Annotated in this window: 18 protein-coding genes and 2 pseudogenes; 7 read left to right on the top strand and 13 right to left on the bottom strand. The window is 32.7% G+C overall.

From position 1 onward, the window contains the following. Positions 1 to 163: 163 nt before the first annotated feature. On the top strand, positions 164 to 937 hold the full coding sequence (locus C7Y47_RS07370; protein WP_255505064.1) for a hypothetical protein: 774 nt from the start codon (positions 164 to 166) through the stop codon (positions 935 to 937). A 737-nt stretch (positions 938 to 1,674) separates the two neighbouring features. Next, positions 1,675 to 2,595, top strand: a pseudogene (locus C7Y47_RS07365) (tyrosine-type recombinase/integrase). A 326-nt stretch (positions 2,596 to 2,921) separates the two neighbouring features. Here C7Y47_RS07365 and C7Y47_RS07360 read toward each other — a convergent pair. From C7Y47_RS07360 to C7Y47_RS24870, 3 genes are all read right to left on the bottom strand, one after another. Further along, positions 2,922 to 4,025 carry a tyrosine-type recombinase/integrase gene (locus C7Y47_RS07360; RefSeq protein ID WP_142508173.1) on the bottom strand — a complete coding sequence of 368 codons (1,104 nt, stop codon included), beginning with the start codon at positions 4,023 to 4,025 and terminating at the stop codon, positions 2,922 to 2,924. A 539-nt stretch (positions 4,026 to 4,564) separates the two neighbouring features. Further along, positions 4,565 to 4,762, bottom strand: a complete 198-nt coding sequence (locus C7Y47_RS07355) for a hypothetical protein (protein ID WP_142508172.1) — start codon at positions 4,760 to 4,762, stop codon at positions 4,565 to 4,567. 128 nt (positions 4,763 to 4,890) lie between these two features. Further along, the gene (locus C7Y47_RS24870) at positions 4,891 to 5,205 is read right to left on the bottom strand and encodes a hypothetical protein (RefSeq protein WP_185903427.1); all 315 of its coding nucleotides are present in this window, start codon (positions 5,203 to 5,205) and stop codon (positions 4,891 to 4,893) included. A 248-nt stretch (positions 5,206 to 5,453) separates the two neighbouring features. On the opposite strand from C7Y47_RS24870, the gene C7Y47_RS07345 reads away from it, so the two are divergent. After that, on the top strand, positions 5,454 to 5,633 hold the full coding sequence (locus tag C7Y47_RS07345) for a hypothetical protein (RefSeq protein WP_142508171.1): 180 nt from the start codon (positions 5,454 to 5,456) through the stop codon (positions 5,631 to 5,633). Between the two features lie 1,455 nt (positions 5,634 to 7,088). On the opposite strand, the gene C7Y47_RS25530 is transcribed toward C7Y47_RS07345, so the two are convergent. The 9 genes and pseudogenes from C7Y47_RS25530 to C7Y47_RS07300 all read right to left on the bottom strand — a co-directional run bounded on the left by C7Y47_RS25530 (position 7,089) and on the right by C7Y47_RS07300 (position 15,776). After that, on the bottom strand, positions 7,089 to 7,286 hold the full coding sequence (locus tag C7Y47_RS25530) for a GNAT family N-acetyltransferase (RefSeq protein ID WP_255505063.1): 198 nt from the start codon (positions 7,284 to 7,286) through the stop codon (positions 7,089 to 7,091). Between the two features lie 242 nt (positions 7,287 to 7,528). Next, the gene (locus C7Y47_RS07330) at positions 7,529 to 8,881 is read right to left on the bottom strand and encodes an NAD(P)-binding domain-containing protein (RefSeq protein ID WP_142508170.1); all 1,353 of its coding nucleotides are present in this window, start codon (positions 8,879 to 8,881) and stop codon (positions 7,529 to 7,531) included. A 107-nt stretch (positions 8,882 to 8,988) separates the two neighbouring features. Next, entirely contained in the window at positions 8,989 to 9,213 is a 225-nt protein-coding gene (locus C7Y47_RS07325) for a hypothetical protein (RefSeq protein WP_142508169.1), read from the bottom strand. Between the two features lie 15 nt (positions 9,214 to 9,228). Continuing rightward, a complete protein-coding gene (arsB, locus tag C7Y47_RS07320; RefSeq protein ID WP_142508168.1) occupies positions 9,229 to 10,299 on the bottom strand; it encodes an ACR3 family arsenite efflux transporter in 1,071 nt (356 codons plus the stop codon). Continuing rightward, positions 10,299 to 10,619, bottom strand: a complete 321-nt coding sequence (locus tag C7Y47_RS07315; protein WP_142508167.1) for an ArsR/SmtB family transcription factor — start codon at positions 10,617 to 10,619, stop codon at positions 10,299 to 10,301. The genes arsB and C7Y47_RS07315 overlap by 1 nt, the downstream gene beginning before the upstream one ends. A 1,196-nt stretch (positions 10,620 to 11,815) precedes the next feature. Beyond that, a complete protein-coding gene (locus C7Y47_RS07310; protein WP_142508166.1) occupies positions 11,816 to 12,643 on the bottom strand; it encodes a polysaccharide deacetylase family protein in 828 nt (275 codons plus the stop codon). A gap of 919 nt (positions 12,644 to 13,562) precedes the next feature. Beyond that, positions 13,563 to 13,877 carry a hypothetical protein gene (locus C7Y47_RS07305; RefSeq protein ID WP_142508165.1) on the bottom strand — a complete coding sequence of 105 codons (315 nt, stop codon included), beginning with the start codon at positions 13,875 to 13,877 and terminating at the stop codon, positions 13,563 to 13,565. Between the two features lie 668 nt (positions 13,878 to 14,545). Further along, positions 14,546 to 14,789, bottom strand: a pseudogene (locus C7Y47_RS26080) (hypothetical protein); the annotation flags it as partial. Between the two features lie 333 nt (positions 14,790 to 15,122). Beyond that, positions 15,123 to 15,776, bottom strand: a complete 654-nt coding sequence (locus C7Y47_RS07300; RefSeq protein ID WP_255505062.1) for a GDSL-type esterase/lipase family protein — start codon at positions 15,774 to 15,776, stop codon at positions 15,123 to 15,125. A gap of 286 nt (positions 15,777 to 16,062) precedes the next feature. Here C7Y47_RS07300 and C7Y47_RS07295 point away from each other — a divergent pair, with 286 nt between their 5' ends. The 4 genes from C7Y47_RS07295 (at position 16,063) to C7Y47_RS07280 (ending at position 19,906) form a co-directional block, all read left to right on the top strand. Continuing rightward, positions 16,063 to 16,719, top strand: a complete 657-nt coding sequence (locus C7Y47_RS07295; RefSeq protein ID WP_142508164.1) for a GDSL-type esterase/lipase family protein — start codon at positions 16,063 to 16,065, stop codon at positions 16,717 to 16,719. A gap of 86 nt (positions 16,720 to 16,805) precedes the next feature. Next, positions 16,806 to 18,212, top strand: a complete 1,407-nt coding sequence (locus C7Y47_RS07290; protein ID WP_142508163.1) for an MBOAT family O-acyltransferase — start codon at positions 16,806 to 16,808, stop codon at positions 18,210 to 18,212. 45 nt (positions 18,213 to 18,257) lie between these two features. Then, a complete protein-coding gene (locus tag C7Y47_RS07285) occupies positions 18,258 to 19,397 on the top strand; it encodes a DHHW family protein (RefSeq protein ID WP_142508162.1) in 1,140 nt (379 codons plus the stop codon). A 20-nt stretch (positions 19,398 to 19,417) separates the two neighbouring features. Continuing rightward, complete coding sequence (locus tag C7Y47_RS07280; RefSeq protein ID WP_142508161.1) at positions 19,418 to 19,906, top strand: DUF4358 domain-containing protein; 489 nt, start codon at positions 19,418 to 19,420, stop codon at positions 19,904 to 19,906. Between the two features lie 605 nt (positions 19,907 to 20,511). On the opposite strand, the gene C7Y47_RS07275 is transcribed toward C7Y47_RS07280, so the two are convergent. Beyond that, on the bottom strand, positions 20,512 to 20,982 hold the full coding sequence (locus C7Y47_RS07275; protein ID WP_142508160.1) for a peptide-methionine (S)-S-oxide reductase: 471 nt from the start codon (positions 20,980 to 20,982) through the stop codon (positions 20,512 to 20,514). Between the last annotated feature and the right edge of the window lie 481 nt (positions 20,983 to 21,463).

The raw sequence follows: 21,463 nt of genomic DNA, 5'->3' as shown, positions 1-21,463 counted from the left end.
TTTGATAGTCACTAAATTAGACAAGATTAATTTGATAAATTAGCCTAAAAGTATAATTGATATAGGATTAACATAGATAATTCTAATTTGTCTGAGTTTAAAAGGTAAAATAAGTCCAGGTAATCTAGGAGGACGATGTGCTTGTGGTCGACGGTTACGATACATGTTTACAATTGAACATCAGATAACTCATAAAAAGATTCAATATGGAAAGGATCATTTGAGTGCATTTTTAAATATTGAAGTGAATGAAATAGATGGAGTTATTAATGAATTAGATGAACTCTTATGGAAAACTGAGAATAACGAGTACTACTATGAATACTATGAAAGACTCCCTGATAAAACAGTAGTTTCTGAAAGCATTATAAAACATATCGAAATGAATGTTCCGTTTTTAGATAGACAAATAAATAGGTTAAATAAACATTTTGAAAAACAAATAGAAGCATTAGAGGAAGAGCAACGAAAAATTCAGCGTGAAGTTGAACTTGAAAAGCGTCAGGAAACAAGAAGACAAATTGAAGAATTACTTAAAGAAAAGAAGAAGATTGATGATATGTTGGAAGCTGAGAGAAAGGCTCAACGCGAAGCTGAGTATAAAAGACAACAACAGGAAAATGAACGCATTGAAAGATTGTTGCAAGAAAAAAGGGAGAAGGATGCCAAACTAATTGACACAGTAAAAGCACAACTTAGCTATGGTGCGACATTTAATGATATAGCATATTCGCTTGTATTGAATGGTCAGCATAGCGCGGTGGCGATTAGTCATATTATGGCTGATGATTTTGGTTTTGATAAAAGATTTTCTATAGGTGTAATGAAGAGATCTTATATTTATATGGATGTCTTATTGTCTTTAAAGAAACAAGTCGATAACGGAAATTTAATCATGGATGAATCATCGAACCAGAGGATTGTATTTTCTATGTGAATCCATATCATGCAGAAGATAGTTGTAATAAAACTGATGAAGTGCAACAACAAACTCTTTTACTGTTTTAATTCGCAAGCTTGGAATTTACAGTGACTAGCAAATTATTATTTTAAAGATACAATACAATAGTTAAGTTAAAAAATCATGGAAAATAGTTTTAAATTTCAGGATGAAAAGAATTTAGGAAGTGGAAATTTAGTAATAAAAACAGTATTTCTACATATAAATGTTTGTTATCCAAAACTAATCTGAAATAAAATGGTAAAATAAGTATGAAAAAACATCTAATTATTATTGTAATTAAGTGAGAAACGTCCAAGAAAATTTCGATATAAAATAAAAAAATAAGAAGAATCCATTTAATCAATCATGTTTTTTATGGATTCTTTTTATTTTTTTATAGTAGAAACATTTGAGTGAATCCTATGAGGAATAAAAAAGAAGACACTAAAGTTTAAACTTTTTTGATAATGAAGTAAAGTTTAGACTTTGATGTCCATGTACATAGCCGTTCCGTCTCAGTGTTATTAGTATACTTTTCATTGATACGTAACTTCCTATAATTTATATTATGTAAACTAAAATTATTTTGCATGGAGGAGGGCTTAGATACGTCAACTACCCATAATATCTGTACTTTTCGACTTGTAGTTCTGAAGTTCCTTATAATTTTCATGTGAACGATAACTCTCCTTTTTTACGATAATGGGATAATTTTGTACGGATAATAATTATTGTTTAATACGATATCTGGAGGTTTATATTTGCAACTACATGCTGCCATTGATGAATTTGTTTTGTATATTGAGATTGAAAAAAATTACTCGGTTAATACTGTCACTAGCTATGAATACGATTTACAACTCTTCTTAAGCTTTTTAACGGATCATGGCTGTTCAACCTGTTTAAATGAGATCACCAAGACCCAAGTACGCCGCTTTATCCAGTATTTATTAGGATCATTAAAACAAAAACCTCGTTCGGTGAACCGAAAAATTTCTTCTTTAAAATCATTCACCAAATATTGTCATAAAGAACACTACCTTGCTTATGATTTTACGCACGTGATTGAATCACCAAAGACCGATGATAAACTCCCTGTCTATATGACATTAACAGATCTAAAACAGCTATTTGCCTTTTTAGAGCGCTCCCAATCACGTTTTTCGATGCGGGATGAGATAATGTTTAAATTGCTAGCAACAACAGGTCTGAGACGTTCTGAGCTCGTTTCATTGACCTGGGAACAAGTGGATTTGGTAAATGACACAATTCGAATAGAGGGAAAAGGGAAAAAAGAACGGATATTGCCCCTTCATCCACACTTAATTCCGCTTCTGGCATCTTATAAAGCTTCTTTAAGATCATCAAATTTATCTGTCAGAACCTGTTTTCCTAAATAAAAATCGTAAAGCATTAGATCCACGGGGTTTAAAGATGTATTGAAAAAGGCATGCCTCCCACCTACCCGCTTCACGCTACATCACTTACGGCATACTTTTGCAACATTGATGTTACAGCAAAATAAAGAAAATTTTGATTTACGAACACTTCAAGAACTACTCGGCCATGAAAGTATTACATCAACTCTGATTCTTTTTGAATATTTTGATTTCTTTTTCTTTAAAAGGAAGCAACTACCCGTAATTGGGTAGTTATTTTTTATTAGAAATATCGTAACCATTCAAATGATTTGGATAGATAGACTGATAATGATTAGTTGTTAACTGCGGTTGATAAGGATAACTCAAATTTGTTGACGGCATTATAAATCCTTCTGATTGGAAACCGCCTTGTTGATGATAAGAATTAGGGTTTACTCCAGCGAACTGAAATGGTGATGTTTCAATATTACCTTCGATTGAACTAGTAAAATAATTAGTAGAGTAAGTACTTGGATTCGATAACATTGCGTGTTCCATTTTCGAAAAAGTAAAATGAATTAGCTGATCTTTAAATACTATAATATAAGATGAATTTTTTAATAGTTTTCATATGCATTTGGTAGTTGTTCATAGATAGATTCCAAATCCATTGGTACACCAAATCTATCTTCCATTTCTAATGCAGTCTCTAAAACTGTTTCCAATAAAATCTGGGCTGCACGTAGCTGTTTATATTCTCTAGAAAATCTAAAAATATAGCGACTTAAAGCATCTAAAGACTGTTTCTTAGAATGTAAAAGTAGCATGCGAATAGAATTATCTTCGACTCCCATATCGTGAAATATGCCCGCTATTGAATAACGTAATCCATGTGGTGTGAAATACTTATTGGTCTTAATTTTCTTTTTCTTGTCACTTCCATCGGAGACCGGCATTTCTACAATCCATCCTAGATGTTCACAAATTTTTTTCACAATGTAATTCATTTGTTTGTTGGCAAAGGCCTTTCCTTTTAACCCATAAAGAAATGGATCTTCTGGTGACTTACCTTTAGCATATTCACAAAGTATAGCCATTGCTTTTGGTGGTATTGGAAGTACGTCTTCCCTATTTTTTGAATTAATAATTGGTGTTTCTCTATCCTCTTTATCCTCGTTATCTTCTTTATCAAGAATAATATTAATAGAACATTCTTCCCTTTCAAGTGACTTAACCTTTAATTTAATTAAATTCGTGGAACGTAATCCAGTATAAAAATCTAACAGCATTGGCGCGAGAATATTAACTCCAACTGCTTGTAATTCATGCGCAGCTTTGTATACTTGGTACAGCTCCATAATATCTAAGTCTTTTGATAAATGAGTATCACCTGAATAATCTTCAATGGTTACGTTCAAAAACGGATTATTATTTACAATTCCCTCATTATTTAAATGTCTAAATAGAGAAATCATTGTACTTTTTTGTTGGTTAAGTGTACTTGGTTGGTAGTTTCCATAATGATCTTTTAACCATTTTTTGAAGTATCGACTTGTTACATTTTCGATTGTAGGTTCTAATCCAAGGCCTTTCATATGTTCCGAAATCTTTTTAATATTTCTTCGATATACGTTCTTCGAATTTTGTGACCATACACTATCTAGTTCTTGATCTAGATATGCTTCTTCCAACGTGCTTTTTTCAGTAATCGTGTTATTCATAATAAATCCCTCTTTCCTTAAAATCACACGAAAAACCCCAAGTTAAATACAAATTAACATTTAGAAATAACGTTAATTTGTACAACTTGGGGGTTTCCCTTGTTTATATTAGATTGTTTTGTCGAATTTTTCCATTAATTATTGCTTTTACTGTCCTTTGATAATAAATAAAGTTTATTCTACAAACATTTGTGAAAGATAACTTTTAAATATAATATTCGTGTTTTATATAATCTCTGTTCAACTTATTTATCAGCATGATTAAATGGAGAGCAATTACTGATGAAATGTGAATGGGAAAATTAAGATTTTTCTCCGGTGCATTTAGAAAAAAAACTTTCTGCATTGGCACTTTTAGTAGTCTCTTGTCTTAACTTTTCTTTTATTAAAGCATTCAAAAAGGCTTATGAATATTTCCCAACCCTTTCAATTTTTCTAATTGTATAACGTTTGATTTGAAATCGTTTAAAGGTGGTAAAGTTTTTAAATAAGTATTAAATGCATAAAAAGCCACGCCTTGTTGGACGTGACTTTATGCATTAATTCAAGTAAATATATACTTCTACAGTATTATATTCTTCTACGTATACAAAGTCCCGTCTTTCTACTTTGTAAAATGCATTTCCTAACCCTACTTTATCTCCTACATTAGGTAATACAGGTATTGTATTTTCAAATTTATTAATCACATGCCCCTTACCGTTTGCTTCGCAATATATTATAGATAACTTCTTCATAAGTAATCACTCTCCATCTACATTAATCATATTGTAGATGGATATCAATAATACTTATGCGATAAAATTACTCTTCCTACAAAACCCTTTCATTTCATCTCATAGCAATTGTTCATTTGTAGACATTATTATTTTGGTGAATTACCAGTTGATGTGTTAACGGCTGCATTTTGTAATGATTGGTTCATTTGTTGTGAAGATTGGTTTGTTTGTTGTTGAGGTTGTTTCGATTGTTGTGAAGATTGGTTCATCTGTTGTAAAGGCTGAGACATTTGTTGCAATGGTTGTGTCATCTGTTGTATTGGCTGCATCATTTGTTGAGCATTCTGTAGATTTAACTTATTTGAAATGTTTTTTGTGAACTGTTGAAAAGTGCCATTTTGCATTCCTCTAGCTACACCTAAAATAACAGCACCTATTACTCCCCATGTTAGAAATCTCACTAATAAAAGCCTCCTTCCTTAATTAAATATATTTTAATACAGGTTTAGTATAGGAAATAGAGCTAATACTATACTGAACATTTTTTTACTCCTACCATTCCAACAAGCAATAATACGGTACTGAATTCTTTAGTTATCCTCTACTTACAATACCCGAGTATTGATATAGCAAAACAGATAACTAACTACATTTATCTGTATATTAAAAATACATTCACCAGAATGATAATACTAAAGGAGGTTATGCAATGAAGAAAAAATTTTATATAGGGGTATTGTCTACATTAATACTAACTGCATGTAATGAGGATGAAGCGGCATCAGAAGAAGCTCCAGCTAGTGAGCAAAAAGAAGCTAAAGAAAAAACTGTAAATGCTTATACTAAAGAAGTTTCTGAGAAGAATCTTAGCGATGAAGCAATTAAGTAGCTTCATCTTATTATTATGAACACAAAAAGATCAGGTACTCACCTTGGTACTAAGGTTCACTTTTATCCCAAGTGAGCGTTTTGCTTTTACTAAACCGTAAAGGGTAAGCAATTCTGAACTTTAGCGTATGAGGATCAGCAACGGATGCTATTACTTATATATAGGTAACAATTTGCACAAATTAATATTGAGTGTACCGCATACACTAATATAGACTGTGGCGTTGGCGAGCGCCACAGTTTTATATTGCATTTATAAATGTAAAAACCAATTTTTTTCTGTTGGAGCATAAAATATTAGTGTCATCAATAAATTTCATCTTCGCAACTTTTTTCATCTCAAAACATTAAATTATTAATGGGCTATAATTGGTCACTACCGATTTGAAAAATGACCATTTTTATTGCGTTGTAATGTTCCCGATTAAAATTACAATATTTATTTTGGGATGGCAACTTATTGCATCGCTCCAAACTATTGCACACGCTATCCCTTTAACATACATGTGATGATAATTTTCCTAAGAACTACCAATTCCAAGCTTGGGTCTCATACGCTGTGGCTTTTTTATGTATAATTAATCTTACCTTGCTCACATTAGTATTGAGTGTATCGCACGCACTTATTAGGTTGTGGCGTTGGTTGACCGTCACATCCTCCCTCATTTAGGGTCACTTACAACCCAGTGACCCTTTTTTCTCATATTGTTCTGAAAAATTCCACTTACACTACCTTAAAACTGCAAACAACCTCGAGTTATTGTTTTTTATTTTTATTCGATTTATAAGGCCATCCACTATACAAATCATGCTATAGCAACATAATTATAGTAGTGTTAAGCAAATTAGTTTAGCTCTGCTCATAACTTTTAGGCTTTGGATTGCTCTGGCCCAAGTGACCCTTTTGTATTTATTTATTTTTTATAAGATGGCATAAACTAGATATATTAGAGAATGAATAATATATCTATAGCATTCCCTCTTTTCTCCAATTCTTTAGATTATTCATTTCTTCTTAAAAATATGGTTCTTTTTCCATCCTTTTCATCCATATTTACAGTTGTAATGTTTTTAAACCCCATTACATACATTAGTTTCGGGATAGTCTTTGCATGCATCGCCCCAAGTAGTTATTGTACTGCGCTATCCCACATTTACATAAAGAATAAATAAACAAACTATAACCTGTACAAAATAATAATCTCTAGTTTCATTTTATTTCGAAGCAAACTAAACCCTACCAAAAACACTATTAAGGCCATTTATAAGCATGTTAGGAACCGATATTGGTCGAAGTTTTGAGGAAATGTCTAGCCAAAATGAACAAAGGCTCAAAATTTAAAAATGGCCCCTGTTATGTTAAGTGGTATGTATAGATAAATTGAATAAATTAAACTCAATTAAATATAAAGATTGTTAATCAAAAATATGCATGGTTACTTCAACAGCATAATGCCTATTTTTGATTTGATAAAAAGTAAATAATACTTGATGAATTGATAGCAAAAATTGATGATTGGAGCATCCAAAAACCTGCTTTTTCACTCTCCTCAATTAGTTTTCGAAACAGCTTGGAGGTAATTCCTTTCCCTTTACTATCCTTTAATATATAAACACTTACTTCTCCAACTCCAGAATATACAGTGTAATCCATCCAATCACTCTATTATGTTCTTCTGCTACAAAACGCAAAGATGCATGATGTCTTTCATCCCATAACTGTTAACTAGGCACAATTGTTTCAAAGGTTGCCATCCCTGTATCGATTCCTTCTTTATAGATGTTTAATACCTCTTTTAAATCCTTGTATTCCATTTTTCGAATAAGCAATGTTTCCATTCATTTTTGCCCTATTATTTAGAAAAGGACTGCTAGCTTTTGCTAACAGTCGAATAATTAACAACATGTATTTGATTGATTGGAAAGGTTACTACTGCATACGCCTGTATCTGGTAGCTCTAATTCCACACGTTGCGAAGCTTCCTCATTGCCTGCTAAATAGGCAGCTATTGATCGTACTTGTTCATAACCTGTTGCCATTAAAAATGTGGGTGCGCGTCCATAACTTTTTGCGCCTACTATATAGAAACCTTTTTCTGGTTGTCGTAGTATCTCTTCTCCATGCGCTCGAACTGTTCCACAACTATGTTCATTAGGATCAATTAGTGGTGCTAATGCTTGCACACTCTCCGTTGTAGTATCAATGGACAGACGTAGTTCGCTGTTAATTGTAAAATTTGGTCTACTTCCTGCATTTACAATAAGCTCATCGAATCCTGTTAATACGTTTTTTTTTCCATTTGAAGTACCAACAATATTTATTTTTTCATCTCTTTTCACCATTGAAATATAGAATGGTGAAACTACTTTAATCTTACCTGAATCTACTAATTTATGAATACGTATACTTAGAGAACCACGTGCTTTCAATGCATCCTTTTCTTCCCCACCATATACTTCTTCAACAGATTTTTTACGCATAATCCAAACAAGTTTCGTTGAAGGATTCTCTTTTTGTAATGCAACTAAAGATAGTAAGGTATTGATAGCTGAATGACCGCCACCAATAACAGCGATCTTCTTGTTTGCATATCTCTTAGTATTCGTTTGTATATCTGGTATACCATATTCAATGCGATCTGCTAAAGCTTTTTCAGTTTGTAGCCAAACACCTGTAGAGTTTGCTGGATTCGGATTCCCCCACGTACCTGTTGCATCAATAACAGCTTTCGCCTCAATGACATTTGTGTCTTCTTCCGTTTCAATATATATCTTAAAGGACTGATTAACTCGATTTTTTGATTTCATCTTATCATTCAATAAACGTGAAACGCCCACTACCTTTGAGTTTAAATGAATGAAAGGCTTTATTTGTGCTAACTCTGCTAAAGGTTTTAAATAAAGATCAATTAATTCATGTCCAGTCGGTAATGTTTCTAAGTTAGGTTCTTGCCAATCAGTTTCCTCAAGTAAGGCTTTAGCAGCTTTATTGATGTTATATCGCCATGGAGAAAATAGTGTAACATGGCCCCAAGTGCGAATGTTATGAGCTATTTCATTCCCAGCCTCTAGTAAAATAAAGGATTGATTTTTTTCCACTAAATGAGCAGCTGCAGCTAACCCGATTGGACCAGCACCAATTATTACAGTAGGTAAAGTCATATTTAAATCATTAAAAGCCTCTTGTTCCTTAATGTTATTAGTAGTACAACAAGAATTATTTTGCTTAATTATTTTAAATGTTTTCATAAATAAACCTTTCTTCGCTATAAATTTTTAATATAAGCATTTTCTTATATATAATGTATTTTACGTCTAGCATTAAGCTAGGCCAGTAATATTTAAAGCTTTCTGATTCAATTAACATGCTTTAATCTCCCTATTTTTTTCTCAATTTCTATTTTAGCTTTCTCGGATTGTGACCATGTTGAAGAACCATAACGTTCTTTATCTCCTTTAAAGAAGAAATCAAGAGCAAATGAATTAGCTTGAGTTAATGTATATTCTCTACTAGTCATAATAAGAGTCAAATAGGAAATGAAATATCCTTTTGTTAACATACTGACACGATTCACTGTCATGGATTTTCCATCCTTCTATTTGTCAGCTTGAAAAATTTTGGTTTTATAATATTTCTTCTGCCAGCGTAAGGCAACCCATACAAGCCCAATGAGTACAGGTACTTCTACAAGAGGACCGATAACAGCGGCAAAAGCAACGCCACTATGAAGTCCAAAAACACCTACAGCTACAGCAATTGCCAACTCAAAGTTGTTACTAGCAGCTGTAAACGAAAGGGCTGCAGTGACAGGGTAAGATGCACCTACCTTACGTGAAGAAAAGAAAGAAACTGCAAACATCACGACAAAATAAATGAATAATGGGATAGCAATTCGCACTACATCAAGTGGTAATTCCAATAATTTCTCACCCTTTAAGGCAAACATCATCACAATTGTGAATAGGAGAGCAATTAACGTAAGTGGTGAAATCTTTGGTAAGAACCTTTCCTCATACCACTGTTTCCCTTTTGTTTTCATACCTATTAAACGTGTGAGGAATCCAGCAGCAAATGGTATTCCTAAGTAAATAAGGACGCTTTTCGTAATTTCCCACATAGAAATGGATACTTTAAAATTCTCTAAGCCAAACCAACCAGGTAATACATTTAAGAAAAAGTAAGCAAAAATCGAATATGTTACGATTTGAAAAATAGAATTAAAGGCAACTAGACCAGCTACATATTCGCGATCTCCACGCGCTAAATCATTCCACACGATAACCATTGCAATGCATCGAGCTAAACCAATCATAATGAGCCCAGCCATATATTCTGGATAATCATGCAAGAAGATAATCGCTAAAAAGAACATTAAGAACGGTCCAAGTAACCAGTTTTGAAAAAGTGATAGTAAAAGAACTTTCCAATCCTTAAATACACGCCACATTTCTTCATATTTTACTTTTGCCAGTGGCGGATACATCATCACAATTAGCCCTATAGCAATCGGTACGGATGTTGTACCAACCGACATGGATTCTAATGCTTCACCGATATTAGGCATTGTAATACTTAATAGAACGCCAATACCCATCGCAACAAAAATCCAAAGAGTAAGGTAGCGATCTAAAAACGAAAGCTGTTTTGTTAAAGATTCATTACCCACTAATTTTCCTCCCCTATGTGTGTACAGTCAGAGCCACAATGGCATCCATTTAATGGCTCGATTTGTTCTAAAATCCCCTTCATAAGCGGTGTCTGTTTCTCCACTAAACGATAATGTTTCCATGTACCAACCTTTCGTTCAGTAATAATGCCAGCCTCCTTTAATTTTCGAAGATGCTGACTAACTGCTGGCTGTGAAATTCCTAGAACATCCACAAAATCACATACACAAACCTCCCCATTTTTCATACATGCAAGTAATTTAATACGGTTCAAATCAGCTGCTGCTTTTAATTGTTTTTCAATTAGTGTATTTTCCATTTATAGCTCTCCTTACATAACCGTTTACTTATATATAATTTAAATTAAAATCACCTACCCGATTACAGGTGATTAAATTGTTATATAACTATTCACTTATATTATGCTTATTGACCAATAATTGCAATAGATTTTCACCCATTTTTTCTAAAAACTTTTGAGACTTTCTAGTGTGATGCATTGCTTATAAGTATTTATACGAATAATCCTATTTGAACAATAAATTATAAGAAGCATCTGATAAATAGAAAATTGTATCCAAGGTACTTATATTATGTAAACTAAAATTATTTGGCGTGGAGGAGGGCAGCTTTAATATGTCAAAACTCATATGTACATGGACGTTAAAGTCTAATCTTTACTTCGATGTCAAAAAAGTTTAGACTTTGGTTTCTTCTTTTATTCCTCAATTAAAATTGTTAATCTCCCTTTATAGCTGATGATTCTCACAAATGTTTTCAATTTAATTTACTAATTTTTACAACGCGGCTATAAAATGAATCGAGATTTAGTAACACGTACCGTTGCCCATCTCAATCGCTCACACAGCGTATAATAAAAGCCTTGCGAGTTTTACGGATGACATGGATTAAAATTTACCTTGTCTTTTCAAAACGCAAATGGTCACTAATGGAAAATTAGCGAAGGTTCCATATTTCGGTGTATCTGAATGAAAATCTATCCATCATTTAATAATAATCTAAAAAAAGTCACCCATTCATAAATATGAGTGACTTTTCAAAAATCCTACTATCTAACTCAAGAGAAATATTACTCAAGTTCCCTATAATAACTAAATGCTTTAAATTTAAAACAATTGAGCATTGTATATAGTTTCGTAATTCTCTTTTTCTCCACTATATAATACTTATTGACGTTAGTTATAATGTTAAATCGGTACTATAAAGCTAAACATCGGCCCCTTTTTCTATTATTATCAATTCCTTCAAGTCTATTAGATCCAACTGAATTCATTGTTTTGGCGTTAGGTTATAATATTGTTCCATTAAACCAGCCGTTTATAGAAATGAGGTCCATAAGTACATGCAGTTCAGTACCAATTAGAGCTGAAATAAAAAGACTTTATATGATATGCCTTGTTTATAAGTAAATAAGAACATTATTACCTTAAAGGACTAAAAGTTATCCTTTGTTTTTATTAGTAAAAACTACTGTCTAAAAATAATATTTATATGTTATAGTCGGTGATCCTTTAGAAAGTTTAGATAAAAGTGGTTTGCATCGTTGTATACTCCAAATTCATATCCTTGCTCTTTATAAAATTTAATGATTTCAGGAAGAGCTTGTAATGTTTGTGGTTTTTCATGCATCAAAACAACTTCTAGATCATCTGTCGTTTGTTTTTTTACATTTTCTATAATCTTATTGGGATTCCCTTTTAATTCCCAATCACGAGAATCAATTGTCCAATCCCAAACCCTTATTTCTGATTCTGCAATTTGATTGCGAATTTCTTTACTCTCCAATCCTGGTGCAGAACCATACGGTGGGCGAACTAGTTTAGGATTTGTTCCTGTAATATCATGAATAAGAGCTAATGTTTCTTTCATCTCTGGTACGAATTGTCCTTTTTTATATAGCTTATCACTATTATGCGTCATACTATGCGCACCGATATAATGTCCCTCTTTTATTGCTTGTTTTACATTTTCCTGATAATTCGTATTTTGCAAATTACTTCCTATCATAAAAAATGTTGCCTTAATGTTTTGTTCCTTTAGTACTTCTAAAAATTGACTTGTTAGTGAAGTAGGACCGTCATCAAATGTTAAATAAACAACTTTCCCAACTGGCTTTCCATCCAGTCTTTCTTGCTTTTTTGGTGGTGCTTCATTTACCTTTTTTGATGATGCTTCATTTACTTTTATTTCATGTTGTTGCGTATTCGCTGGAATAGTGTTGAACTTTCCAATTAAAAAGAATATGAAAAAACATGTTGCTAGAACAATTCCTAGGGATATTACCACCTTAGTTACATTTATTTTATCCTTTGATTCTTTCATAATTTGTCTATCCTCTCTCTATTGACTATTAATATTGATTGTTAAAAAGCTAAACCTTTTGTAAGCGTTTATTACAATAAATAGTTTAGTGGAGATAGATAAAGATAAAATGCAGATAATATCTAAGTCAGTTAAAGAATAATTTTATTGCCACTTTATACAAAATATTTGCTATATAATTAATAGAAACTAATAAAGAAGTAGCCGTCACCACTCCTAATAATGAACTACTAGAAACCGTTTTTCTCTCCGTGATTGTGGATTAAAATTCAAAAGAACATATTACAGTGTTCTGAAACGAATTGAAATTTAATTAAATGCGTAATCCTCTTACTCGATTGTTCTCACGAAGTTCAAAATAAAAGAAAAAAAGCCACATTTCAACATGTGGCTCTCCAAACTGTTTTATTTTGTTATAACTGCTCTATGTATAGCCGATCACACCATCTTTTATAATAAATTTCTCTTTCCCGAAAAAGTAATACTCTGCCTTCTCGGGAGAAAATCTATAGGATGCTACACTTGATTTTCACTCGTAATTCTTCATCACTTAAACCTCCATTCTTTTTAAATCCTTTACGATAGTGATTGTATTTTTCTGTTGTTATTTCTACATCTTCAAACAACTCTACCATTGTTTTCACTGCATTTTTAAACGTATTTTATCTACTATTTCAATATTACTTTCCGCTGATGTCCAGGAAACAGGTCTTCAGCAACATATTTAGAAAAAACAGCTATTTCTGTTTCACCTTCATTTCTTCCCTCTACTACAACTACATTCCCTCGCATCAACCCTTTAATATCCGTTTTAAATAAATACTTCTCTTGTACGTAATTTCCAACAATAAAAACAAAAGAAAACTAATGCGTATTTAAAAACGACTATTTTCCCCAAATCAAAAATAGTCGTTTAATTTCAATCAAAATGTTTCCCCTCTTTTTTTGCCGCATCCATTGATACACTAACCATTTGGTCTAGTTCAGCAAGTTTATTCGATATTACATTAAGATTATCTACAACAATTTGGGAAAATACATCGTAACGATCATAGTCCCAAATTACATATTGTTGAGTCTCCTTATCATTGCGAATATTAAGCTTTCCAAAATACTCACTAAACACTTCTTGTTGAATGTATGTTGCCTTTTTAAGTGCAATTTCCATTTCAATTAAAGTATTTGAAATATCCCAAAGTTGCGAGTAATGTTCTGAATATTTTTGTTCGCCCAAAATTTATTACCCCCTATATTAGTCTTTATTTATAAAAAATAATCCATATTTTGTAAGTTGCGGATGCTTATGCGACCGACTAACCCTTATCTGACCTATCTCTTCCACCATTCCCCAGATCAATTACAATTATTTTATCACTCAAACGTAAACTATCTTTTAATACATTTTTCTGCGTTTAATTTTCAACAAACTAAAACCAACACCAACACTTATTATTAACATTATTACAAGCAATATTGTTATTTTTTCATTTGAAAATCTCCTATCAGTTTTTCAATTCATTTTCTAATGAAAATATTAATGAATACTGATAAAGATAAAATGCAGATAAGGTCAATTTTGTTTAAAATTAGAGCAGTTTTCGTAAAGATTGTTGCTCTTCAGTGAGAATATTATAATTAATTGACCTGCTGCAGCTAAATTTATTCCATCTGAAATCGTATCTAAAATTCCTAAAATAATATATAAACTCACTCACTTCTCCATTTTTCTATCCTGTTCTAATCTTCCATTCAAATAAATTGCCCGAAAACTCACTACAAAGGCTATCCACCCATTTTTTTTGTCCTTAACTTATTCGGGTAACGCGAATCAAAATGACATAAAACCCACGCTAAGAGATTTTGCAGGCGAAAAAAGCCGGTAATTCCTATACTAAGGAACTATCAGCTTCTGTGTCTTGGATACTGAGTAGTCGTAATGCACTTAGGACTGTCACTTTTATATTGGAAGGCATACTCACAAAGAAAATTGATATGCTCCCACCCAGGAGGAGAAATGTGATGCAGTAGATTCTCTTTCAAATTTTTTTATTCCTTCACTTTTCCCAATATAAATAACATCAATCCAGACACCGGTTGCATTGATTAGAATACTTAACTTACTGGCTCTTTGGAGTTGGTCCTGTAATTCCGACTAAACCGGATATTTCCCTACTCTACATGCCCCTTCAAGTAGTTTATGAGCGGGTTATAGAAATATGGCTTCAAATGAACACCGTTGTCCGCGTAATGGATTTTATTGGATGTAAGAGAGGTGATAAGTCCACGTAATCTACTTTGACTTCATCGGCCAACTGTTCAAGCGCTTGGTTGAAGTCCTTAATATTTGCATGGCTTCCCCGGCGACCGGTGGAATTGATAAGATGTGGAGCATGGCCTTCGGAAGCTTATTCTGGATGTACCGATCAGCTGGCGATAGCGCTCGATGAATTCCGGTTTGTCCGGCAATCGGATATCATTGCTACCCAGTAGAATGAATACATGTTGCGGCTCCCGGCTGGCGAGTTTCTCGAGGTTCAGGAGGGCAAGATCGAGCGTCGCGCCGCTCGGAGATGGCATTCGCCGAATCCAGTTTGTTTAGATAAGGTAACGCCCCAAGTATGGGATCTTCCAGGAAAACACTATGTCTGAACGCTACTTTGTAGGCTTCGTTCGAATCGGTGATCTTTGAACCGCGGAGCTGATAAGCTAGATCCGTCCACTCATTCAAATAGTCCAGCAGAATTGGGTAGAATGCGCTCGTGAAATGAGAGCCGTCTTTATCGAATTGAATCTTCTGCTTCTGGAAAATGGGAGCAAGGTCAATGTAGTCTATCCCATTTTCTTGCGCCATCTTCTGTAGGGCTACGTTGTATGTTTCAATCTGCTGGTTCATGAGCGAACCGTTCGGCGAAGCTGCATCTACCGGCGTAATCGACAGCACGTAGATGCGTGCCGCCGACAGCAAGTCCCTAATACGATCAACTAGCTGGGTGTATCGCTGTACGAACGTCTTCCTCGCTTCCTCTAGCGGTTCACCGAGATCGTTCTGCCCAATTGACAGGAACACTTGTGACGGCCTGCGACTCGCAATCTCTTCAACATAATCCAACGTAGATTTGACCGTTGCGCCCAATCCCTCCATAACGTTTGCTTAGTGACCACTCTTTTGAGTTCAAGCATATTTCCCTTCCTTATTATTTATCACAATTCACATTCTCTTATTTGAATTGGCTCATCTGAATTTAAACTAATTTAATTTTTTTCAAGCTCCCCTTCGTAACTTTGCATATCTTTAAATGAAATTTACCCTATCTCCATCTTATCTTTATCCATAACAATTAATCTATATTTTGTAAACGACAAATGCTTATGCAAGCGACTATCGCTTACAAAAAATATGATTTGAGAGGAAGAAAAAAATGTTAAAGAAAGTATGTATTTGTTTACTAATGGGGGCTATTGCACTAACCTCTGTAGCCTGTGTAGAAAAAGGAAATACAGCACATGAAAAAAAAACGGAAGACATATATAAAGCTATTTTTAAAAATAGCTTATTTTTTGGAGATTCTATTACAGAAGGAATTAGCTACCAAGAATTAATCGATGATACAAATGTTATCGCTGATGCAGGTAAAGTCACAGTTATGGCCATAGAAGAAGATGTTGAAAAAGTAGTAGAAAAAAACCCTGAACACATTTTTATGAGTTTTGGTATTAATGATTTACTGATGCCAATGGATCTTGAAGGAAACCCTATCGATAATCCAGTTAAGTATTCATTAGAAAATTATTCAAAACTAATTCAAAAAGTAAAGAAAAAGCTTCCTAATGTAAAAATACACATTTTATCTGTAACACCTGTTACAGATGAAGCAATACAGGAGTTTCCACAATATAAACACATTGATAAATATAATGCGAAACTTAAAGAATTAGCAAAAGCTGAAAAAGCAGAATACATTGATTTATCCCCGATTTTTGACAAAAACACTGACTTACATGATGAAGATGGAGTACACTTTAAAGCTGATTATTATACGCAGCTACTCGATTTTTTAAAAGTTTCCGTTAAGTAATGTCCAAATAAAAAATTTACAGTTCTAATAGAGGGACTGTAAATTTTTTAAAAAGTAAAGTTTAACTATTTAGGAGGTGACGAATCTTGGTATTCAGTAGCTTAATTTTTCTTTTTGTTTTTTTACCTTTAGCAATTCTTTTATACTATCTATCCCCTAAGGTTCTTCGGAACTTTGTATTATTTATAGTCAGTCTAATTTTTTATGCATGGGGTGAACCTGTATATATAGTAATTATGATATTCTCTACCCTATTTGACTATGTGAATGGAGTACTTATAGACAAATATAGAAGTCATAAGGGTATTACAAAAGCTATATTTATTAACTCAATCGTAATAAATCTGGTGATACTTGGGTTCTTCAAATATTATGGTTTCGTAGTGGACAACATTAATACCATTTTTAACTTAAATATTCACGTTGAGACTCTCCCTCTTCCAATCGGAATTTCTTTTTATACATTTCAAACGATGTCTTATGTGATAGACGTATATTTAGGGAAAGTACCTGCACAAAAAAATATTATTTCTTTCGGTACTTATGTAACGATGTTCCCTCAACTTGTAGCTGGGCCTATTGTAAAATACAGCGATATTGATAAACAATTACAAGATAGAAAAGTAACTTTAGATCGCTTTGGCGAAGGAATGGAACTGTTTATTAGAGGACTTGCACTAAAAGTACTTTTAGCTAATAATATAGGACTTCTTTGGACAAGTGTTAAAACAACTTCTATGTCAGAACTTACTATTCTAACAGCATGGCTTGGGATTACTGCTTTTGCCTTCCAAATTTATTTTGATTTTAGAGGTTACTCAGCTATGGCTCAAGGTTTAGGAAAAATGTTTGGTTTTGATTTCCCAGAAAACTTTAACTATCCCTATATATCCAAAAGTGTCACCGAGTTTTGGCGTAGATGGCACATTTCATTAGGCTCTTGGTTTAGAGAATATGTCTACATTCCTCTTGGGGGAAATCGGGTAGGATTACTCAAACAGCTTAGAAATTTGTTTATTGTTTGGTTTTTAACAGGATTATGGCATGGAGCTAGCTGGAATTTTGTTGTTTGGGGACTGTATTTTGGATTATTTGTAACACTAGAAAAGCTATTTCTTTTAAAATGGCTTAAAAATAGATTGCGTGTTATTGCACATGTATACACACTTATAATCGTATTGATAGGATGGGTATTTTTTGAATTTGATAACTTATCAGTCGCAATTAGTTTCATTGGAACAATGTTTGGCTTTAGTCAAACTGCCTTCTTGGATAATAATACACTCTATTATCTAACAACTAATTTTATGCTATTTTGCATCTTAGCGATGTGTTCAACACCATTCCCCAAAAAAGCACTTATATATATAAGAGAAAAGTTAAAATTGCCAGGCGCTATTTGTATGCCAATCTTTTATGTAATACTAGTAGTTCTTTCAACTGCCTATTTAGTAAACGACACTTATAATCCATTCCTATATTTTAGGTTTTAATTTTTATCTATAGAACATCATATTTAGTTGAAAGAGGTGAGCTGCTTGAGTCAGAATGAAAAAATATACAAACGTACAATGGCATGTTTGTTGTCGCTATTTATAGGTGGAATGTTCAGTATTAATTTATTCACTCCAAATAAATCTTTTTCAGATTCAGAGAATAGAAACTTAGAACAGTTACCAACGTTCTCTATTCAAAATCTTTTAGATAAAAAATACACTCCTAACTATGAAAAATATATTTCTGACCAGTTTGCATTTAGAGATTTTTGGATAAGCATGAAATCTGATATAGATCGAACAATTGGGAAAAAAGAAAATAACGGAGTGTATATCGGTAAGAATGGTTTTTTACTTCAAAAATTTAATAAACCTGAAGATCAAGATGTGAAAAGTAAAATTGAAGCAATAAATGACTTTCATCTTGCAAACCCAAATGTGCAAAAGCACGTAATGTTGGTTCCTACGGCAATTAGCATTTTAGAAAATAAACTTCCTCATTATGTTTCTCATATTGATGAGGTTACGTATATTGATAAAGTAAAGAAATCCTTGAATAAGGATATCAATTTTATTGATGTATATCCTATATTGAGTTCAAAAAAGAACGAATATATATATTATAAAACCGATCATCATTGGACTACTAAAGGCGCATATTATGCCTACCTAGAGTTAAGTAAAAATATGAAATTTACTCCTAACTCAAACGAGTCATTCAACATGAAAAAAATTACTAATAGTTTTTATGGTTCACTATATTCAAAAGCAGGTTTTAGACATATAGATCCTGATAGCATTGAATTATACGAGCCTAAGGAAGCTATCAAATACAAAGTGGAATATGTTGATGAAGATAAAACCTCTAGATCCCTTTATGAGATGAATAACATCAAGAAAAAAGATAAATATACTGTCTTTTTCAACGGAAATCATCCATTAGTGAAGATAACAACTGAAAATACGAATAGAAAAAAATTATTAGTTGTAAAAGATTCTTTTGCAAATGCCTTACTTCCCTTTTTACTATCACATTTTAGTGAAATTCATGTAATTGATCTTAGATACTATAACGATAACCTAAATATGTTTATACAAAAAAACAACATCGATGAAATGCTATTGCTTTACAATGCAAATACATTCTTTGAGGATTCATCTATAACTGATTTATCCGAATAACGACAAGGAGTATTACACCTATGAGAAATTTAATAAAATCTTTTAATATAATAACTATTTTTGTTTGTACTATTACTCTAGTAGTTTTAAGTGGTTGTTCTGGAAAACAAGAAACAGCTGGTAATCCTTCTGCTATAGAAATAGGAGAACAAATAAGACACATTACTAACTTAGAAGACATGAAAGAAGGAGATAATAAAAAACTTCAAAAGTTATATAACATAAATGCTGATGAAGTTGAAAGTTTTGTTCTTTATACTGCCCCTACAAACATTAAAGCTGATGAAATTGCTGTGATTAAAGTGAAAGATATGAAAAATGTGGACAACCTTAAAGAGAAAATATCAAATAGAATCGAAAAAAAATCTAAAAGCTTTAAAGACTATTTACCAGAAGAATATTTCTTAATAGAAAAACATGTCTTGAAATCAAAAGATAGCTATATTCTCTTAGCTATTTCAAAAGACTCTGATGAAATAGAAAAAACGTTTGATAAAGCCCTTAAATAAAATTGTCTAAAATAGAGAGTGTTCCCCACTCTCTATTTTTTTCTTGCATTAAGGACTTACCACAGCGATAAATGTATTTAAATGTTTAATTAGACATTCACTTTGCTTCTTTTACTATTCCACATCACTTTATTTCCTTATTAATTAATTGCTTTTAATCTTCTCCCCATCTCTTACACTGTTTAAATGGTATTTCTTCAATCCATCAGTATTTAAGGTGTAGATTTAAAAAAGATTGATTAAATTAATTTTATCAATCTTTATTTGAGAACAAATCTAAAGAGCATGTTTTGAAAAAAATTGATCAAAACATACTCTTATACTAATGTGGAAGATTAAATTTTTTTATAAAAAAGTTTGATTGCTTTTGAAACCCTTATTGCACTAAAGTCCCGTTAGCCATCCATGAAGTGCAAAAAGCAGCACGTCACCACAGAAAATGAAAGATGATTAAGTTCTTTCATGGGAGTTTAAGAAGAACAGAGACGCTAATTAAACAATCGCGCCCGATCGTTGAAATGACTAAACAGTTCTGCTCCCCTTATTATAGGGTAAAGTATTTCTAAAAACTAAAGATGCCATAAACCATCTTTTAATAATCTCCCTTACTTATACCTACTTAATATTTCTTCTGGAATATGACAATAATCATTTGGACATTTAGCTAATCGATCTTGATGTTCTTCTGCACTTCTCATATAGTTTGTAAGGGGTAATACTTCAACAACTATAAGGTCGTAATCATTTCTCTCACTAAGAAACGCCTTCGCCTCTTTTAAGTGTTCAGGCTTTTCACTATATACTCCGGTTCTGTATTTCTCGCCAACATCCTGTCCTTGTTTATTCAAACTGTATGGATCAATGATTTCAAATAAATACCCCATTAATTCCCTGATTGTTACAACTGTCGGATCAAATCTTGTTTTTACACATTCGACATATCCATCATAATCACCCTCAAGTGTATGACTTGTCCCATTAGCTCTTCCTGCTTCTGTAAACTTAACTCCAGGTAAAGTTTTTATAAAAGCTTGTACTCCCCATAAACATCCACCTGCAAAATATACTACTTCCATATTGACTCTCCTCATTGTTTAAAAAATAAAAAAATGTAATTACTAAGTCTGCTACACATTAAAATAATACCGAATTTTATTATTCCACATTATGGCCCGATTGTTGAGCACAAGTCAAACGACGTTATTCAACAAACCTGCTCCGTTCGGATTATAAGGTCAACTGGATAAATTTTGTTGACTGTTTTTATTCAATTTATAGATTGATAGTAGCCGGGGTAGAACGGACCTGCCGTGGGTCTTGATCCCGATAACTAAACTGTTCGCCTCCTACTTGTTAACACCTGATTAGGCTGGTTGGGGGCAAAGTGATCCCGTATAACAAGCGAAGATATTAGATAGAGGTTACTGGTCAATCCACTTTATAAGGAGGAAATATCCAACTGTCATAGCATTTATCGCTCTTTATAGCAGATGCGTAATGAATGCTTTCTCCTGTCCCTTCAATACGTGTATCTGTTACGTCTTTTTTTAATACAAA

It is taken from the genome of Lysinibacillus sphaericus, assembly GCF_006864135.1.
GTDB lineage: Bacteria > Bacillota > Bacilli > Bacillales_A > Planococcaceae > Lysinibacillus.
The sequence above is the reverse complement of the archived record's forward strand: the minus strand, read 5'-3'. Positions and strand labels throughout refer to the sequence as shown.

Bases quoted from the DNA above. Each gene is read 5' to 3' on its own strand.
- C7Y47_RS07355 (WP_142508172.1), bottom strand. From the start codon at position 4,762: ATGAAGAAGTTATCTATAATATATTGCGAAGCAAACGGTAAGGGGCAT.
- C7Y47_RS07280 (WP_142508161.1), top strand. From the start codon at position 19,418: ATGAGAAATTTAATAAAATCTTTTAATATAATAACTATTTTTGTTTGT.
- C7Y47_RS07360 (WP_142508173.1), bottom strand. From the start codon at position 4,025: ATGAATAACACGATTACTGAAAAAAGCACGTTGGAAGAAGCATATCTA.
- C7Y47_RS07275 (WP_142508160.1), bottom strand. From the start codon at position 20,982: ATGGAAGTAGTATATTTTGCAGGTGGATGTTTATGGGGAGTACAAGCT.
- C7Y47_RS07345 (WP_142508171.1), top strand. From the start codon at position 5,454: ATGAAGAAAAAATTTTATATAGGGGTATTGTCTACATTAATACTAACT.
- C7Y47_RS07315 (WP_142508167.1), bottom strand. From the start codon at position 10,619: ATGGAAAATACACTAATTGAAAAACAATTAAAAGCAGCAGCTGATTTG.
- C7Y47_RS07310 (WP_142508166.1), bottom strand. From the start codon at position 12,643: ATGAAAGAATCAAAGGATAAAATAAATGTAACTAAGGTGGTAATATCC.
- C7Y47_RS07325 (WP_142508169.1), bottom strand. From the start codon at position 9,213: ATGACAGTGAATCGTGTCAGTATGTTAACAAAAGGATATTTCATTTCC.
- C7Y47_RS25530 (WP_255505063.1), bottom strand. From the start codon at position 7,286: ATGGATTACACTGTATATTCTGGAGTTGGAGAAGTAAGTGTTTATATA.
- C7Y47_RS07330 (WP_142508170.1), bottom strand. From the start codon at position 8,881: ATGAAAACATTTAAAATAATTAAGCAAAATAATTCTTGTTGTACTACT.
- C7Y47_RS07370 (WP_255505064.1), top strand. From the start codon at position 164: ATGTTTACAATTGAACATCAGATAACTCATAAAAAGATTCAATATGGA.
- C7Y47_RS07295 (WP_142508164.1), top strand. From the start codon at position 16,063: ATGTTAAAGAAAGTATGTATTTGTTTACTAATGGGGGCTATTGCACTA.